The sequence below is a fragment of the Variovorax sp. TLI9-5A genome, assembly GCF_056867935.1.
Genome location: NZ_CP200310.1, coordinates 3,654,175 through 3,671,854 on the forward strand (window position 1 = coordinate 3,654,175; position 17,680 = coordinate 3,671,854).

General features: G+C 67.6%; 15 protein-coding genes. 8 read left to right on the forward strand and 7 right to left on the reverse strand.

The features are described from left to right. Nucleotides 1-60: 60 nt before the first annotated feature. A complete protein-coding gene (locus AC1VNX_RS17265; protein ID WP_483161972.1) occupies nucleotides 61-978 on the forward strand; it encodes an alpha/beta hydrolase in 918 nt (305 codons plus the stop codon). Continuing rightward, a complete protein-coding gene (locus AC1VNX_RS17270; protein WP_483157794.1) occupies nucleotides 975-1,874 on the forward strand; it encodes a YbgC/FadM family acyl-CoA thioesterase in 900 nt (299 codons plus the stop codon). Before AC1VNX_RS17265 ends, AC1VNX_RS17270 begins: the two co-directional genes overlap by 4 nt. Here the strand turns inward: AC1VNX_RS17270 and AC1VNX_RS17275 are convergent. Further along, nucleotides 1,868-2,815, reverse strand: coding sequence for a hypothetical protein (locus AC1VNX_RS17275; RefSeq protein ID WP_483157795.1), 948 nt, complete (start codon nucleotides 2,813-2,815; stop codon nucleotides 1,868-1,870). The two genes, AC1VNX_RS17270 and AC1VNX_RS17275, sit on opposite strands and share 7 nt — an antisense overlap. A gap of 151 nt (nucleotides 2,816-2,966) precedes the next feature. Further along, on the reverse strand, nucleotides 2,967-3,893 hold the full coding sequence (gene ygfZ / locus AC1VNX_RS17280; RefSeq protein WP_483157796.1) for a CAF17-like 4Fe-4S cluster assembly/insertion protein YgfZ: 927 nt from the start codon (nucleotides 3,891-3,893) through the stop codon (nucleotides 2,967-2,969). 137 nt (nucleotides 3,894-4,030) lie between these two features. Here ygfZ and mltG point away from each other — a divergent pair, with 137 nt between their 5' ends. The 6 genes from mltG (at nucleotide 4,031) to AC1VNX_RS17310 (ending at nucleotide 8,686) form a co-directional block, all read left to right on the forward strand. After that, a complete protein-coding gene (mltG, locus tag AC1VNX_RS17285; protein ID WP_483157797.1) occupies nucleotides 4,031-5,056 on the forward strand; it encodes an endolytic transglycosylase MltG in 1,026 nt (341 codons plus the stop codon). Beyond that, nucleotides 5,053-5,706, forward strand: coding sequence for a dTMP kinase (gene tmk / locus AC1VNX_RS17290; RefSeq protein WP_483157798.1), 654 nt, complete (start codon nucleotides 5,053-5,055; stop codon nucleotides 5,704-5,706). The genes mltG and tmk overlap by 4 nt, the downstream gene beginning before the upstream one ends. Beyond that, nucleotides 5,706-6,722: a DNA polymerase III subunit delta' gene (locus tag AC1VNX_RS17295; protein WP_483157799.1), complete on the forward strand. Its 1,017-nt coding sequence runs from the start codon at nucleotides 5,706-5,708 to the stop codon at nucleotides 6,720-6,722. The genes tmk and AC1VNX_RS17295 overlap by 1 nt, the downstream gene beginning before the upstream one ends. Further along, nucleotides 6,719-7,105 carry a PilZ domain-containing protein gene (locus AC1VNX_RS17300; protein ID WP_483157800.1) on the forward strand — a complete coding sequence of 129 codons (387 nt, stop codon included), beginning with the start codon at nucleotides 6,719-6,721 and terminating at the stop codon, nucleotides 7,103-7,105. The genes AC1VNX_RS17295 and AC1VNX_RS17300 overlap by 4 nt, the downstream gene beginning before the upstream one ends. A gap of 97 nt (nucleotides 7,106-7,202) precedes the next feature. Next, nucleotides 7,203-8,009, forward strand: a complete 807-nt coding sequence (locus AC1VNX_RS17305; RefSeq protein ID WP_483157801.1) for a TatD family hydrolase — start codon at nucleotides 7,203-7,205, stop codon at nucleotides 8,007-8,009. After that, on the forward strand, nucleotides 8,006-8,686 hold the full coding sequence (locus tag AC1VNX_RS17310) for an ankyrin repeat domain-containing protein (RefSeq protein ID WP_483157802.1): 681 nt from the start codon (nucleotides 8,006-8,008) through the stop codon (nucleotides 8,684-8,686). The genes AC1VNX_RS17305 and AC1VNX_RS17310 overlap by 4 nt, the downstream gene beginning before the upstream one ends. 13 nt (nucleotides 8,687-8,699) lie before the next feature. Here AC1VNX_RS17310 and AC1VNX_RS17315 read toward each other — a convergent pair whose 3' ends face one another. From AC1VNX_RS17315 to treZ, 5 genes are all read right to left on the reverse strand, one after another. Next, entirely contained in the window at nucleotides 8,700-8,987 is a 288-nt protein-coding gene (locus AC1VNX_RS17315) for an agmatine deiminase family protein (RefSeq protein WP_483157803.1), read from the reverse strand. Between the two features lie 756 nt (nucleotides 8,988-9,743). Beyond that, nucleotides 9,744-10,190, reverse strand: coding sequence for a hypothetical protein (locus AC1VNX_RS17320; RefSeq protein ID WP_483157804.1), 447 nt, complete (start codon nucleotides 10,188-10,190; stop codon nucleotides 9,744-9,746). Further along, nucleotides 10,183-10,611, reverse strand: coding sequence for a VC1465 family Xer recombination activation factor (locus AC1VNX_RS17325; protein WP_483157805.1), 429 nt, complete (start codon nucleotides 10,609-10,611; stop codon nucleotides 10,183-10,185). Before AC1VNX_RS17325 ends, AC1VNX_RS17320 begins: the two co-directional genes overlap by 8 nt. Nucleotides 10,612-10,702: 91 nt before the next feature. Next, entirely contained in the window at nucleotides 10,703-15,814 is a 5,112-nt protein-coding gene (locus tag AC1VNX_RS17330) for a malto-oligosyltrehalose synthase (RefSeq protein ID WP_483157806.1), read from the reverse strand. Further along, nucleotides 15,804-17,654 carry a malto-oligosyltrehalose trehalohydrolase gene (treZ, locus tag AC1VNX_RS17335; RefSeq protein ID WP_483157807.1) on the reverse strand — a complete coding sequence of 617 codons (1,851 nt, stop codon included), beginning with the start codon at nucleotides 17,652-17,654 and terminating at the stop codon, nucleotides 15,804-15,806. The genes AC1VNX_RS17330 and treZ overlap by 11 nt, the downstream gene beginning before the upstream one ends. Nucleotides 17,655-17,680 lie beyond the last annotated feature (26 nt).

Below are 17,680 nucleotides of genomic sequence, written 5' to 3' on the forward strand. Positions count from 1 at the left end.
AAAGAAACCCTTGCCGCTGTCGCGCCCGGAACACTGAGCGGCACCCGGCTCACGCCGAAGATGGCCAGCGTCGTCGAACGCATGGCCCGCGCCGGCCACCCGCCGCTCGACAGGCAGACGCCCGAAGAAGCCAAGGCCTCCTACGAGAAAGGCGCCGGCGTGCTCGAAGTGCCGAAGCCCGAACTGGCGCGCATCGAAGACTTCGCCATCGCGGCACGCGACGGCCATGCGATTCCCGCGCGGCTCTACGCGCCTTCATCGGCGGTACTGCCGGTGCTGATCTACTTCCACGGCGGCGGCTTCACCGTCGGCAACATCCGCACGCACGACACGCTGTGCCGGGTGCTGAGCATCAAGAGCGGCTGCGCGGTGATCTCCGTGGACTACCGGCTCGCCCCCGCGCACAAGTTCCCGACCGCGTCGAACGACGCATGGGACGCCTTCCAGTTCATCGCGAAGGAGGGCGCGAGCCTGGGCCTCGACCCGTCGAAACTTGCGGTGGGTGGCGACAGCGCCGGCGGCACGCTCGCGGCCGTCTGTGCCATCCTCGCGCGCGACGCGGGCCTGCCGCTCTCGCTGCAGATGCTGATCTACCCCGGCACCACCGCGCACCAGGACACGGCCTCGCACCGGCGCCACGTCGACGGCCCGCTGCTGACCAAGGCGATGATCGATTTCTTCTTCGCACAGTACGTCAACACGCCGGCCGACCGTGACGACTGGCGCTTCGCGCCGCTGCTGGCCGATGACGTCGACGGCGTGGCGCCGGCCTGGATCGGTTTGGCCGAGTGCGATCCGGTGGTCGACGAAGGCATCGCCTACGCCGACAAGCTGCGCGCGGCGGGCGTGCCGGTCGATCTGGAGATCTACCGGGGCGTGATCCACGAATTCATCAAGATGGGCCGGACGATTCCGGAGGCGCTGCAGGCGCAGGACGATGCGGCCCGGGCAATCAAGGAGGCACTACTGACACCATGAGCAACACGACAACAGCTACCGAACGCAAGGACTTCCGCTTCTTCCACCGCCTGCGCGTACGCTGGGCCGAAGTCGACATGCAGAAGATCGTCTTCAATGCCCACTACCTGATGTACTTCGACACCGCCATCGCCGACTACTGGCGCGCGCTGGCGCTGCCGTACGAGGAGTCGATGCATGCGATGGGCGGCGACCTGTACGTGCGCAAGGCGACGGTCGATTTCCGGGCTTCGGCGCGCATCGACGACGTGCTCGACGTGGGCATGCGCTGCGTGCGCATCGGCAATTCGTCGATGGTGTTCGAGGGCGGGCTGTTCCGGCAGGACCAGTTCCTCGTCGGCTGCGAACTGGTCTATGTGTTCGCCGATCCGGCGACGCAGACTTCGAAGCCGGTGCCGCCGGCGCTGCGCGAGGTGCTGCTGGGCTATGAAGCCGGCGAGGCCATGCGCACGATCGAGACGGGTGACTGGGCCACGCTGGGCGAAGGCGCGGGCGCGCTGCGGCGCGCGGTCTTCATCGAGGAGCAGAACATTCCCGAGGCGATGGAGTGGGACGAGCAGGATGCCGTCGTGCTGCATGCGGTGGCGCGCAACCGGCTGGGGCAGGTCATCGCCACGGCCAGGCTGCTGCCGGCCGAGAACGGCATCTCGCACATCGGCCGCGTTGCGGTGCACCGCAACCTGCGCAGCGGCGGCCATGGCGCGGCGGTGATGCAGGCGCTGGAAGACGTCGCCAGGGAGCGCGGCGCCAGCGTGGTCGCGCTGAACGCGCAACGCAGTGCGGAGCGCTTCTATGCGCGGCTGGGCTATGTGCCGCACGGGGACGGTTTCGAGGAGGCCGGCATTCCCCATATCGAGATGCGCCGGCCGCTTCGGTCCTCTTCTTCCTCTCAGTAGCGGCTCGGAGGATCGGGCACGTAGCCCGGGTCCGAGCCGGGGAACGGCGACGGACCCGCAGGACGCGGCCAGCGCGGCGGGGGCGGCACCGGGATCACGCCCGCAGCCACGAGGTTCTCGCGGCTGTCGTAGCGGATGCGGACCACCTCGTCGGGCGACGGCTGGGCGCGCTCGAAAGTCGTCTTGCCAACGTACGAGGTTTCGCGGCGGCCGTGAGCGGTGCCCAGGCTCGGGCTGGGCGCGGATTGGCGTGCCAGGCTGCCGGAAGATTCGGCGGCCGCAGCGGGAGCGGCGTTGTCGGCTGCGCCTGCCTTGGCCCGCGCGTCGCCCTGGTACGACGACGATTCGCTGCGGCGCTCGCGCTCGGGGCCATATCCTCCGTATCCACCGTAGTCGTCGCGGCGCGGGAATGGCGTGACCGGCGGAGGCGGCAGCTCGGGCATGCGCTCGCGGAACATCGCGACGCCGATCACACCCACATCGTCGGGCCGGCCGGTGCGGCTTGCATAGGAATTTCCGGCCGCGGCGAACTCGAAGGCGGCGATCTGCGAATCGCTCTTGCGCCACCCGGTGATGTCGCTGCGCTCGCGGGCGCTGAAGACGTAGCCGTTCTGCCCGACGCCAGCGGTTTCGCCCGTGACCACGTTGACGCCGTCCACGGACATCACGGCCATGATGCGTTCACCCATCGCGTTGCGTGCGCGGATGGCGTAGCGCGCGCCGGGGCGGCCGGCCACCCAGTATTCGCCGCGATGGCGGTAGATCGGCAGTTCGGCGCCGGTGCCGCGATCGACCACGCTGATCTGCATCAGCGAGCCGATGCGGCTGGACGGGGTGGAGGGAACATAAGGTCGTTCCGAGGTCTGCGCGCAGGCCGAGAACGAGGCCACGGCGGTCATGGCTGTCACGGCCAGGGCGGTGGAAAAGAGTCTGCGCTTCATGATGTGTCTTCCTTGCCGGAGTTGATCGGTGAAGGCTTGCACGGGCCGGCAGCGACAACGGGGTTAAAAGACGCGCAAAAAAATGGCGCCATCTGTTCGATAGCGCCAAACGCCCGCTTTCAGGGGCGTTGGGGGTAAGGGGAACGCAGGCTCAGATGTCTTCGAGCAGCGGATAAGGCAGTGGCTCGACCGTGAGCGCCGGGCCGTCGGCCGCACCCGCGCGCAGGCCACCGGCCTCCAGCGCGGCGATCTGCATGGAGATCAGCGCGGACCAGCCGCCATCGGGCGCCGGCGCGGCCTGCGCCACGGTGCCGACAGGCTGTTCGGCGTCGCCGGCGGCGAACACTTCCTGCCCCACGGACACCGGCGCATCGGCCTGGACGAGATAGGTGCGCCGCTTCAGCGTGCCGCGGAACTGGCTTCGCGCGACCACTTCCTGGCCGGGATAGCAGCCCTTCTTGAAGTTCACGCCGCCCACGGATTCGTAGTTGATCATCTGCGGCACGAAGGCATCGATGACCGGGGTGGTCAGCGTCACGATGCCGCTGCGTACCTCGCTCCACTGCCAGAGGTTGTCGTCCAGGGCCGGGCCCGCGGGCGCCGCGTGGCCGGCCGGGGCGATCCACAGCGCGCGCGGAACGCCGTCGGCGGGGTAGAGCGATACCGCGCTGACTTCGTCGCCGACGGCCGTGCGCTTGCCGGGCTGGGCAGCCCCATCGAGCCCGTTGGCGGTGAGCGCGGTGCCGGCCAGGCCGTAGAGGGCGACCTGCTCGGTCGCGTCGGTCAGCTTGACCTTGGCGCGCAGCACGTACATCGACAGCCGCTTGAGCGTGGCGGCGAGGATGTCGCGGCTGCACACCAGCAGGATCAGCTCCGGTTGCGGCTTGATGCCGATGAAACTCGCGATCACACGGCCCTTGGCGGTGCACAGGGCGGCCAGGCGGGCGTCGGAGGCGCCTAGCAGGGAAAAGTCCTGTGTGAGCTGGCCGTGGAGGAAACTGGCGGCGTCCGGACCTTCGGCACGGATCACGCCGAGATGGGAGAGGGCGGTCACCCCGTTGAGAACGACAGTGGTCATCGCTGAATTATCATGGCCGGGCCTGTTCCTTCGGGACGGCAGGGGCTCCAGCCCTGCGGTTCGCAAGGGCACCGATTTTTCGCCTGCAGCCGCCCACTTTTTTCTCCTTTTTTCCTCCGTCACCCCACATCGGATCCGTGCGCAGCTTCTTCCTCACGCTTTTCCTGCTCGTCGCCCTGGCAGCACTCGCGCTCGGCGGTGCCGGCCTCTGGTGGGTGCACCAGCCGCTCAGGCTGCCCGCGCCCAGCGTCGACCTGTCGGTCGAGCCCGGCACCACGCCGCGCGGCATCGCCCAGGCGGTGGCCGACACCGGCGTCGACGTTCAGCCGCAGTTGCTCTACCTGTGGTTCCGCGTCTCCGGGCAAGACCGCCAGATGCGCGCCGGCAGCTACGAGCTGGAGCGCGGCGTCACGCCCAAGCTGCTGCTCAACATCCTGGTGCGCGGCGAGGAGGCCACGCGCAGCGTGGTGCTGGTGGAAGGCTGGAACATCCGCCAGGTGCGCGCCGCGCTCGCCAAGGCCGACCAGCTCAAGCCCGAGAGCGTGGGCATGACCGACGATGCGCTGATGGCCAAGCTCGGCAAGCCGGGCCTGCACCCCGAAGGCCGCTTCTTCCCGGACACATATACCTATTCGAAGGGCTCGACCGACATCGCCCTGCTGCAGCGCGCGATGCGCGCCATGGACAAGAAGCTGGAAGCCGCCTGGGCCGCTCGCGCCTCCGACTTGCCGCTGAAATCGGCCGATGAGGCGCTTATTCTGGCCAGTATTGTCGAAAAGGAGACAGGCAAGGCCAACGACCGCGCGGAAATCGCGGCCGTGTTCGCCAACCGCCTGCGCATCGGCATGCCGCTGCAGACCGATCCGACCGTGATCTACGGCATGGGTGCTGCCTTCGACGGCAACCTGCGCAAGAAGGATCTTCAGACCGACTCCCCCTGGAACACCTACACGCGCGGTGGCCTGCCGCCCACGCCGATTTCCATGCCGGGCAAGGCGGCGCTGCTGGCTGCGGTGCAGCCGGCGCAAAGCAAATCGCTGTATTTCGTGTCGCGCGGCGACGGCACCAGCCAGTTCAGCAGTTCGCTCGACGACCACAACCGCGCGGTCAATCGTTACCAGCGCAGCGGCGGCGATTCCAAACCGAAGGCGACGACTCAATGAGTGACCAAGGCCTGTTTCTGACGCTGGAAGGCATCGACGGTGCGGGCAAGTCGAGCCATCTCGATGCGCTGGAGGCGCTGTTCAAGGCGCAGGGCCGCACGGTCGTCCGCACCCGCGAGCCCGGCGGCACGCCGCTGGCCGAAACGCTGCGCGGGCTGATCCTCGAAAAGCCGATGGACCCGCTGACCGAATCGCTGCTGGTGTTCGCAGCGCGGCGCGATCACATCGCGCAGGTCGTCGAGCCCGCACTGGTACGCGGCGACGTGGTGCTGTGCGACCGTTTCACCGACGCCACCTTCGCCTACCAGGGCGCGGGGCGCGGTTTCGACAACGCCGTGCTGTCGACCCTGGAGCAGTGGGTTCAGGCGCAGGCCGGTAGCCCAAAGCTGCTGCAGCCGCAAATCACGCTGTGGTTTGACCTGGCTCCCGAGATCGCCGCGCAGCGGCTGGCCGGCGCCCGCGTGCCCGACAAATTCGAAGCCCAGCCGGTCGAGTTCTTCCGCCGCGTCGCGCAGGGCTATGCGGACCGCGCGAGCGCCGATGCGCCGCGCTTCGTGCGCATCGACGCAAGCCAGACGCGCGAGCAGGTCTGGCAGCAGATCGAGTCCGAGCTGACGGCGCGCGGCGTGCTGGCCGGAGGTCGAGCCTGATGAGCGCCGAGGCACTGTCTCCCTGGCTGCGCCGGCCGCTGACCGAGCTGCTGCGCCAGCGCGGCCACGCCTGGCTGCTGCAAGGCCCGTCCGGCATCGGCCAGTACGAACTGGCGCTGGCCCTGGCTTCCGCCTGGCTGTGCGAGCAGCCGACGGAGGAGGGCACCGCCTGCGGCAATTGCCCGAGCTGCCATGCCATCGAGGTCCGCACGCATGCCGACCTCTGCTTGTTGATGCCCGAGGTGGCGATGCAGGAGCTCGGCTGGCCGCTCGACGAAAAGGCGCAGGCGGACATCGACGACAAGAAGCGCAAGCCCAGCCGCGAGATCCGCGTCGAGGCGATGCGCGACGCGGTCGGCTTTGCCCAGCGCACCAGCGCTCGCGGACGTGGCAAGGTGGTGCTGGTGTATCCGGCGGAGCGCATGAACACTATCACCGCCAATGCGCTGCTGAAAACGCTCGAAGAGCCGGTCGGCGACGTGCGTTTCGTGCTCGCCAGCGAGGCCGCCTGGCAGCTGCTGCCGACCATCCGCAGCCGCTGCCTGGGTTTCACGCTGCCCTGGCCGGAAACCGCCGAGGCCGAGGCCTGGCTTGCCGCGCAGGATGTGCCCGCTGCCGACGCAGTCGCCTTGCTGCGCGCCGCCGGTGGCCGGCCCAACGATGCGCTGCGGCTAGCTCGCTCGGGGCAGTCGCCCAAGGCGTGGGCGCTGCTGCCCAAGGCAATGGTGCGCGGTGACGTCGGGGCGCTGGCCGATCATGCGCCCGCGCAGGCTGTCGGCGCGCTGCAGAAGCTCTGCCATGACCTGATGGCTGTCGGCAACGGCGCCACACCCCGCTTCTTCGAAGCCGCCGACCTGCCGGCGGCACCGTCCCGGCTGGCGCTCGCGCGCTGGTCGAAGTCGCTTGCAAGCGCCGCCAGAACCGCGGAACACCCGTTCAATGCGGGCCTCATGCTCGAAGCGCTTGTGAGCGAAGCGCGAACCACCCTAAACTCTGCCGCTCGTCGCCGACCATGAACCAACCTGCCGCATCCGCTGCACCCGCAGCCAACCCCACACCCGCCCGGCCGAGCGTCATCCAGCTCGCTATCAAGGAAAAGGGCGCGCTGTACGCGGCCTACATCCCGCTGTTCGCCGAGGGCGGCATCTTCATTCCGACCACGCGCGAGTACCGGCTTGGCGACGACGTCTACGTGCTGCTGACCCTGCCGGAAGACCCGCAGCGCTATCCGGTGGCCGGCAAGGTGGCCTGGATCACGCCGTCGCGAGCCGCAGGCAACCGGGCTCCGGGCGTGGGCATCCGTTTTCCTTCCGACGAGAAATCGCGCCAGTTGAAGGCGCGCATCGAGGCGGCGCTCGGCGGCTCGATGGCCTCCGACCGCCCCACGCAAACCATCTGAGTTTTCCGCCCCGTCCTCGTGACGCGGAACTCGGTCGACGGCGCAACCTCCCATAGAGGCCCGAGAAGGGCATGCGCCGCGCACTCCATCATTTCCGATGTTCACAGACTCCCACTGCCACCTCACGTTTCCCGAATTCGCGGGCCAGATGCCGCAGATCCGCGCCGCCATGGCCGCGGCTCAGGTCGACCGGGCACTCTGCATCTGCACAAAGCTCGAGGAATTCGACGAAGTGCAGGCCCTTGCCGCCAGCTACGACAACTTCTGGGCGAGCGTGGGCGTGCACCCCGACAACGAGGACATCGCCGAGCCTTCGGTCGAGGACCTGGTTCGCCTTTCGGCGCGGCCGCGCGTGGTGGCAATCGGCGAAACCGGCCTCGACTACTATCAGATGGAAGAGCGCAAGGGCGGCCGCAGCATCTCTGATCTGGAGTGGCAGCGCGACCGGTTCCGCGTGCACATCCGCGCCGCCCGCCAGACCCGCAAGCCGCTGATCATCCACACCCGCGAGGCCTCGGCGGACACGCTGGCGATCCTGAAGGAAGAGGGCGAGGACGCCTCGCCCGGCGCGGCCGGCGGCGTCTTCCACTGCTTCACCGAGACCGCCGAGGTGGCCCGCGCCGCGCTCGACCTCGGTTTCTACATCTCGTTCTCCGGCATCCTGACCTTCAAGAAGGCGCAGGACCTGCGCGACGTGGCCGCCTTCGTGCCGCTGGACCGCATGCTGATCGAAACCGACAGCCCGTATCTCGCGCCGGTGCCGTACCGCGGCAAGACCAACAACCCGTCTTACGTGCCCTACGTGGCGCAGCAGATCGCGGAGCTCAGGCAGATGCCCGTAGAGGCCGTCGCCAAGGCCACGAGCGACAATTTCGAAGCATTGTTCAGGGAAGTGAAATCATGAAAAACTACTTCAAGAAATCGATTTATCTCGTTGTCATTGCTGCATCTTTTGCAGCGCACGCCGGCTCGTTTGAAGACTTTTTCCGGGCCGTGCGCGGCGACAACGCCAGCGGCGTCAGCAACCTGATCCAGCGCGGTTTCGACCCCAACACGCGCGACGAGCATGGCCAGACCGGCCTGCTGATCGCGCTGCGCGAGCCCTCGCCGAAGGTGATCAAGGTGCTGATCGAGGCGCCGCAGACCGATGTGGACATCGCCAGTCCCAAGGACGAAACCCCGCTGATGCTGGCCGCGATCAAGGGCCAGCAGGACATCGTCGCCCAGCTTCTCAAGCGCGACGCAGCCGTCAACAAGACCGGCTGGACGCCGCTGCACTACGCAGCCACCAGCGGCCAGATCGCGATCATGAAGACGCTGCTCGAGAACTTCGCCTTCATCGATGCGCAATCGCCCAACGGCACCACTCCGTTGATGATGGCCGCCATGTACGGCTCCAACGACGCCGTCAAGCTGCTGCTGGAAGAGGGCGCCGACACGACCATGAAGAACCAGCTGGGCATGACCGCCGTCGACTTCGCCAACAAGGCGAACCGCTCGGAAGCCGCCTCGATGATCGCCGCTGCTGCCAATGCGAAGGCCAGCGCGGCCAAGGCCGTTCCCAAGGACGGCAAGTGGTGAACTTCGTTCTTCTTCAGCGCGGCGGCTGCTGAGTCGTGCGGTGGATGCCGCCGCCGCCCGCGGCGATGGCGTCGATGTCGAGCGAATCGCTGAACTGCGGCGCGATCACCGCGCCGTTGCACACGTAGAAGTTTATGTAGCCGGCGGCGAACTTGGGCGTTTCGAGCTTGGGCGCACCGAATCCAGCCTCTTGAGCACCTCCACGCGCAGCCGCTGGCCACGGGCTCTCGGTGGGTGGCTTCTTTCGTAGCTGCTGCTTTATTTGACACAATGTGCAGCGTTTTGACCTTAGCTTTTTCATTGAATTTATTTCAATTGCCGACGTAATTAAACACCGAATTAATACCGCTTAGCAATACGCGATTTCTGTCTGCACAGAAACAAGCAATGAGCCACGCGGCGAGCAGCCATGGAAGGCCACCATCGCTCAATTCGGGCTCCGCTTTGCAGGGGCGCTTCGCCCCCTCCCTACGCTTCGCTCCGGCCCCAGAACATCCCCAGATCGGGGAGGGTGACCAGGTCGACGTAACTGCATGGCATCCCTCAGCCAAGCTTCGCGCGCGGCCTCGGTTGCATCCCCGCAGGCGGGGCCCCTTCCCGAGGCCGCGCGCTGCACGCCGAGCTGGGCGAGCCAGTCGCGGTACACACGATCCGTGAACGCGCTCACGAGCTGGCCTGGCTGGCGGGTTTCGTGGCATAGCTACCGGTCTCGACGCCAGCAGCCCGAAGGGCACGTTCGTAACCCTCGACGGCCACCACGAGCCGCCCAAGTGCACCACCCAACAACACGTCCCAAGTGCCATCCCCCAAGGACGACCCCTCGAGCAAGATGCCGAACGCCTGCGCTTCAGCTTGCGCACCCATCAAGCTGCAATAAGCGGCACGCACACCGCTAGACTCAACATCAGCCATTTCAACGCTCCTATCGTTGACTTGGTCAGGTGCCGGTACGTGGCCCACCCACGCACCGGTGCCGACTACTCACACGGCCCTGAAGTGCGCCCACCGCACCCCATAAGCCAACGCCCGACGTTTCCCAACGGTGAGGCGCAGACACTCAATCGGATCGATCACCTCCCTTCCCATGACGACGGCGCTCATGGCGCGCCAGACGAGCTACAAGGCCCGGATCTTCAGGAGGCAGGGGGAGGGTGCCACCATCCCTCGCAAGCACAGCCACAGGCTTCAAACCCATCGCACGCAGGCCCTCATCGGAGACACTGTGCTGGACCAGACCATCAGCGCCGACAGTCAGACGAGAGCCATCAGGAAGATCGACGGAGTGCCCATGGTCAAAGGCATCAGGCTCAAGCGCAGCACGTGCCTGAACGACGTGCGGACCGAGATGGCGGATGGCATCGCCCAAGGCCACGGAGAGCCGCTGGAACGCTCCAGGAACCTCGGCCGAATCGAACTGAGAGGGCATGGTGCGACACACCACAGCAGCTGCACGGAGCACCGCCTCGGCATCGACCAAGAAACGATCCGTCGACGTATCAGCCATGGGCCACCCCCGTCGCCGAACTCTCCCCGTGATTACCATCGGGGACCCTCATGGTTTCGCCATGCGAAACCCGGCGCACCTCTGACAGCTCGGCGTAGACCACCCGGAAGGACCGGGCCTGACGCACGAGCAGCGACCACCACGCGCCATCCTGAGGCTCGAACCCGAAGCCCTCAGGCGTCCAGAGTTTGCCGCTATGCATGTGCCAGCCCGCCCAAGCATCGCCGGGCAGCTCGAAGCGATTCATGATCCGCACGAGCTTGTAGGCCGCAAAAGGTACCACCGTTTTGCCGGAAAACCAGTACCGCACGGTGCGCGTGGTGACGTGAAGAATTTGCGCCACTTGTTCGATCGACAGGCCCGCATCAACACAGGCGACCTTAAAGCGAGCGCAAAGGGTGGCCCTATAGGCAGGGTCCAATTTCAGCTTCCGAATTACGTTACCGGGACGCTTCTTTGGAGAACACAATGTGCATTATGTTAAATATTGATAACAGATGATTTGCTCTTGATCAGGGCGTGGCGTCAGGAGCCAATGCTGCCCATGGCATCGAGTTGAATGCATCGGTCAGCTCCAGCCGTTCTTTGAGGGAAACGACCTCCCCGGTCAGCAGGTTGCGGAACGAGCGTCCACCGAGTCCTTCCGGCAGGCGGATCGTGGTGCCGTTCCATTTCGTCGGCTCCGGCAGCATCGGCGTCGCGGCATCGCCGGAACAGGACGCGAACAGGCGGGCCGCCAGAATCAGCATTGTTTGGTCGGCATGCCGCCGGGCGAACGCGACTACGTGCCCCGCCAGCGGGCCCTCGACCTCCAGCGGCTCGTAGCTGCCTTCGTCAAACAGCAGCGGCTGTACCCGGCGCAAGGACAGCAGGCGCCAGATGAACCAGAGCTTCGCCCGTCCGTCGTGCGGAGACTCGGCCATCGCGCAAACCCGCCGGGCGAGCCCATCCTCTTCAGCCATCCCGTCCAGTTCCTCGAGCAGCCGCTGACGCAGCGCATAGTCCACCGGCCGCCGGTTGTCTGGATCCACGAGGCTCAGCGCGATCAGTTCGCTGCCTTGGTAGAGATCCGGCACGCCCGGCGAGGCGTACTTCAGCAACGTCAACGTGAGGCTGTTCCATGCACCGATCGTCGCGAGCCGGTCCGACAGCAGCCGGATGTCGTGCAGGCACTCGCCCTCCTCCCCGTTTTCAGCCGGAGCCAGGATTTCCCGCACGAAGTGCTCCAGCGCGGCTTCGTAGTCTTCGTCCGGCTGGGTCCAGCGTGTGCGCAGCTTGGCTTCGCGCGCGGCCTTGCGCATGTACTGGCAGATTCGCTGCGTGTAGTCCGGCAATGCATCCGCATCGAGCCCGCCCGGCGGCAGGGTGCCCAGCAGCGTCTGGTAGAGCAGGTATTCGTCGGCGCGCGACGGGGCCTCGCCGCCCGGCAGATTCGCGCGCGTGCCGCGGCACTTGCCGTGCCAGCGCGCCAGCGCGCGCATCCAGTCGTCGGGAATTTCCGACAGCACGTCGATCCGGTTGCGGACGTCCTCCGAGCGCTTGTTGTCGTGCGTCGATGTCGCGAGCATGGTGTGCGGCCAACGAAGTGCGCGATCAGCGGACAGCGCGTGGAACTGCCCGATCTCGATGCCGAAAAGATCCGGCTCGCCTCCCACCTCGTTGAGCGAGCTCAGCGGAAAGTAGCGATAGAAGGCCGTGTCTTCCACTCCCTTGGCCGCCACCGGCGCGCTGAACTGCTGGAAGCGCATCGCGAAGCGGCGCACCCGTTCAGCCAGCGCAGGTGATGCTCCGGTGGCTGCCTCGCCTCGCAGCGCTCCGCGCACGAACTCGAACACAGACAGATCGGCATCGCCACTGCGCCGCGCGGCTTCGACCACGGCCTCGTCGATGAAGCGCCGGTCCTGCCCGGACGGCTCGTCGACGATGTAGGTGCGATAGACGGTCATGCAGGCGCAGACGCCGGACAAGGCACGGCGCAGCGCATTGAGCGTGTAGTCGCGCGTGCCCCGGTCGGCCCGGGCAATGCGAAGCAACTCGCCAGACAGCACATTCAGCTCGGACGACAGCGCATTGCGCATCACCTCCCGCCGCCCGTCGCGGCAGATCGAGGCGAAGTCTTCCACCACGCCGGTGAAGCGCTGCCAGGCATGCAGCACGCGATCCCTGCCGGCGGTATCGACCAGCACGCCGTTGGCCACGTTCGCGAACCGGTAGCCGGTGGTGCCGTGCACATGCCAGCTGTCGGGCACGTCCTCGTGCGCCGCCGCGATCTTCTCGGCCACCACGTAGAGCGGCCGCGCGGGCCGGCCTTGCGCGTCGTGCGTCGGCAGCACCAGTCCGGCGCGGCGTGCATAGCCTTCCTGGAGCTTGCGGAAATAGCCCGCCGGGTCGTAGAGCCCGTCCGGATGATCGATCCGCAGCCCGTCCACCACGCCCGAAGCCGCCAGGTCGAGAGCGAACGACTGAGTCGCCTCGAACACCTCGTCGCGCTCCATGCGCACGCCCGCGAGATCGTTGATGTCGAAGAAGCGCCGGTAGTTGATCTCGTCGGCCGCCACCCGCCAGTGCGCGAGCCTGTAGGCCTGCGCCTCGATCAGCCGATGCAGCGCGTCGCGGGCTTCCGCCGAGGCCAGGTTGAACTCCGCCACCGCTGCAGCAAGCGCATGGGCCACCGACGGTTGGCTCTGCACCAGATCCGCGAGGCGCGCCTTGAACAGTTCCTTGTCGCGAACTCGCTCGGCCTGCTCATGCGGCGATGCCAGGTCACGCCCAGGAAGGCGTCCGAAGGACGTCGACAGGCTCGCAAGCCGGTCCGACGCATCGGCATCGCCGAGCCGCTCGAGCGCGCGCTCCAGCACCACCGGATACGTCTCGGGCGCCAGCGGAAAACGATGCTCGAAGTAGCGCATGGCGAAGCTGCCGGCGCCTTCTTCGAAGGACAGGACGAGTTCCCCGCCATCCAGCGTCTCGCCGTAGTGCCCACCCAGCACCGGCAGCAGCACCTTGCCGGCCAGCTCGGGGTTCAGCGGCTGCCAGTCGATGTCGAAGTGCTGCGCGAAGAGCGAGACAGGGCCGTTTTCCAGCACATCCATCCACCATGCGTTGTCGGCGCCGAACACCCCCATGTGGTTGGGCACCATGTCCAGCAGCTGGCCGAGGCCGTTGGCCTTGAGCGCATCGACGAAGCGCGCGAAGCCTTCCACGCCGCCCAGCTCGGGGTTGATCTCCGTATGCGCGACCACGTCGTAGCCGTGCATGCTGCCCGGGCGGGCACGCTGTATCGGCGAGCAGTAGACATGGCTCACGCCCAGCTTCGCGAGGTATGGCAGCACGCGGATCGCGTCGTCGAAGCCGAAATCCTTGTGGAACTGCAGCCTGTAGGTGGCGCGTGGAATGCGCGCCTGCAGGCCGGCGGGCGTTTCGCCTTGCACCTGCCGCGGCCGCGCTTCGCGCAGCAATCGGGCCAGCCCGTGCATGCGATCGCCCTGCACCAGCGCCGCGACCGGCTGCGCCAGCTTGCGGCGCCAGTTGGGGTGTTCGTCGACAGTGCCCGGCATATTGGCCTGCTCGACAGTGCCGGCCACATCCTCCAGCTGCACCATCATCAGCCCCGACGGCGTGCTGGCGAGGAATGCATGCGCCGCCTCCACCAGGCGCTGCGAGGGCATCGCGAGGCCGGCCGCCTCCGCCATTTCCTCGCGCGACAGCAGGCCCGCATGCTGCAGCGACTGCATCAGCTCGACGCGTTCGCGCATGCGGTCCGCCAGCTGCCTGTCGAAGACCGCTGGATCGGGGAACAGGCCCAGCGCAAGCCGCTCGCGCAGATCGGCGGCCGCCCACCAGCCCGCGAAGGTCGCCAGATCGTGCGTGCTGATCGCGACCAGCGCGGCCGGCGGGTAGTCGGCAGGGGTCTTGAAGCCGCCGCCCTGCCGCTGCTCGAAATAGAGCAGCCGGTAAGAGAGCACGTCCGCGCGCGAGAGCCCTTCCCGCACCGCGTCCTCGACCGTGCCGAGATCTTCGCCCACCGCCATGCAGCGCTGCCGGTGGCTTTCGATCGCGACGATGGCGAGCATCTCCTCCAGCGGGTAGTAGACGTAGGCGCCCTCGCCCGCGCCGCACCCCGGCGGAATCCAGAACAGCCGCATCAGTCCCATCGCATGGTCGATGCGCAGGGCGCCCGCGCCGCGCATGCTGGCGCGCAGCGTCTCGATGAAGAAACGATAGCCGTCGGCGCGCAGGCTGCCCGGCTTCAGCGGAGGCAGGCCCCAGCGCTGGCCGGCCGGGTTGAACTCGTCCGGCGGCGCGCCGATGCTGGCGTTTTCGGCAAAGCCGTGCTGGAAAGACCAGGCGTCGGAGCCCGCTCGATCGACCGAGACGGCCAGGTCCGTGTAGAGACCCACGCCCATGCCGAGCGCGCGGCAACGTGCAGCGACCTGCGAGAGTTGCCGGTCGGCCACCCATTGCAGGTACTGGTGAAAGCGCACTCGCTCCGCATGCACCCGCGCGAACGCGGCGACCTCGGCGGAATCCGGGTCGCGCCATGCGGCCGGCCATGAATGCCAGTCCCCCGAACCGTTGTCGGTGGAAAGGAAGTGAGCCCGCAGGGCCTCGAATACCGCATGCCGCCGCAAGGCCTCGCCACGCCGGGCGATGAAGTCCAGGAATGCTCTTCCCTGTTCATCGGGCTCGCCGTCCTGCGGCAGGTGGCGCTCGCAGAAATGCGCGAACAGCACCTCCAGTACTTCGAACTTCGCCGCGGCCACGCCGGCGTAGTCGACGAGCGGCGCGGCGCGCAACATGGCCAGGCGCTGCTGGAAGTCCGGCGAGCCGACCTTTTCCCGCACGGCCTCGCAGTCCGAGAAGCCATCGACCGCCTCAACGTCGATGTAGAACACGTTGAGTTGCTGCCGTGAAGAGGGGCTGTACGGGCTGGCATGTTCCGGCGTGCCCGCGAACAGCGCATGCAGCGGGTTGAGCCCGATGAGATCGGCGCCCTGCCCGGCCACCCGCACCGCCAGATCCTCCAGATCGCCGAAGTCGCCGATGCCCCAGTTGCGCGGCGAGCGCAGGCCGTAGAGCTGGACGGCCACGCCCCACACGCGGCCTGCGTCCTGCACTGCCGGCGGGCGGTAGCAACGGCCCGGCGTGGCCAGCACCAGCGCCTCGCCGGGCAGACCTTCGACACGCAGGCGGTAGTAGCCGGCTTCGAGCGCGACGGGCATCTGCAGGATGCGCCCGCCCGGCACCGCTTCTTCGGCACCCACGTCGCCCTCGCCTTCCAGCACGGTCCCGCGCTCGCCGGTGATCTGCCAGTGCACCCGCTTGATCGAGGGCGCAAGCCGCAGGCGCACCGGCCATCCGGTCGTCGGCACCTGTACGACCACTGCCGGCGGGAGTGCCTCGGCCCGGTCAGCACGTTGAGCCGCCTCCAGCGCGGGCCCGGCATCCGCCGCATCGCCGAGCCGCACGCCGAACTCGGCAAGCAGCGAGATCAGGCTGCGCGCGCTGGCCTCGCGGCGCCGTCCGAATGCGTCGAAGTAGCCTGTGGCGATGCCGTGGTGCTCGCACAGGCGCGCAAGCTCATCGGTAACGGCGGCCTGTGGCTGGCGCGTTTCATCCGACACCCTGCGAGTCCTCCAGCGTCACGTGCACGGCGCCGCGTTCGAGGCGCATTGCGCCCTCATGAACGGTGGCGCCCTCGCTGTGGATCGCCTTGCCGGGCGGTACAGCCACGCCCGCGGCGGGCCCATCGCCGAAATGCGCCAGCAGGTGCAGCCTGGCCTCGGGCGACCCGAGATCCCACGTCACCTGCAGCGTCCCGTTCTCGCAGCGGTAGACGCCGGCAGCCGTCGTCCCCGCAAGCCGGGGCACGATCAGGCGATGCCGAACCTCCAGCAGTTGCCGCACCTCGCAAAGCCGCTCGAAATGCGTGCGCGTGCCACGCTCGCGCCAGCGCAGCTTCGATTCGAGAAAGGTAGATTCGGCGTTCGGATCGGGAATGCGCGCTCGCGCCGCCTCGTCGGCGAAGGCAGCGAAGCCGCCGAACTCCGCGCGCCGCCCCTCGGCAACGGCGGTCGCAAGCTCGGGGCCGAAGTCGCAGAAGTACAGGAACGGCGTGGAGGCCGCGAACTCGTCTCCCATGAAGAACATGGGCACATGCGGCGACAGCAGCAGGCAGGCCATCGCGGCGCGCACCAGCACCGGATCGCCGAGCGCGTGGATGCGTTCGCCCAAGGCGCGGTTGCCGACCTGGTCGTGCGTCTGCAGGAAGGAAACGAAGGCCTGCGACGGAAGCCGGGTGCTCGGCTCTCCCCGGCGCTCGCCATGCCGGAAGGCCGAAGGCTGACCTTGGTAGACGAAGCCCTCCGCCAGTGCGCAGGCGAAGCTGGAGACCGGGTCGCCGGCATAGTCGGCGTAGTAGCCGTCGCGCTCGCCGGTGGCCAGCACATGCGCGGCGTGGTGCAGGTCGTCGTTCCACTGCGCGGTGCCCGCCACCGGAATGCCCCGGCCGTCGCGCATCAGCATCGATGCCTGGTTGGCGTCGTTCTCCAGCACCAGGTGCACGTGGCGCCCGCGGGCGGGTCCGGCATCGAGCGCCTGGCGGATCTCCTGCACGATGTGCGGCCGCGTCTCGTCGTGGATGGCGTGGATCGCATCCATGCGCAGGCCGTCGAAGCGGAATTCCTCGATCCAGTAGCAGGCGTTGTGAATGAAGAAGTCGCGCACCGTGCGCGATGTCGGACCGTCGAAATTGATGGCCGGGCCCCAGGGCGTCCGATGGCCCGGGTTGAAGAACTCGGGGCAATAGGCATGTAGGTAGTTGCCCTCCGGCCCGAAGTGGTTGTAGACCACGTCGAGCAGCACCATCAGGCCCGTCGAATGCGCCGCGTCGACCAGCGCCTTGAGGTCGTCGGGCGTGCCGTACGAGGCATCGGGCGCGAACGGCAGCACGCCGTCGTAGCCCCAGTTGCGGCGCCCCGGAAAGTCGGCGAGCGGCATCAGCTCGATGGCGGTGATGCCGAGATCAACCAGCTCCTCCAGCCGCTGCCGCGCGGCCTGGAACGTGCCTTCGTCGGTGAATGTGCCCACGTGCAGTTCGTAGACCACCGCTTCCTCCCACGGGCGGCCGCGCCATGCGTCGTCGGTCCATTCGAAGCGGCGCGGGTCGATCACCAAGCTCGGGCCATGCACGTCTTCGGGATTGAAGCGCGAGGCCGGGTCGGGCACGCAAGTGCCGTCGGGCAGGCGGAAACCGTAGCTGTCGCCCTGTCCTGCCTGAGGCACCGTCAGTCGGTGCCAGCCGTGCGCGTCGCGTTCCATCGGCAGCGAGACTGCGGCGGAGCCGCCTGCCGCGGCGCTGTGCTCCAGCACCACGGCTTCGGCCGAGGGTGCCCAGAGGGCGAAATCCACGCCCTGTGCCTGCACGGTGGCGCCGAAGGGCATGGTGTGTACGTGGGTGCTCATCGGGTCCCCTCCGCCCTGATGCGGTG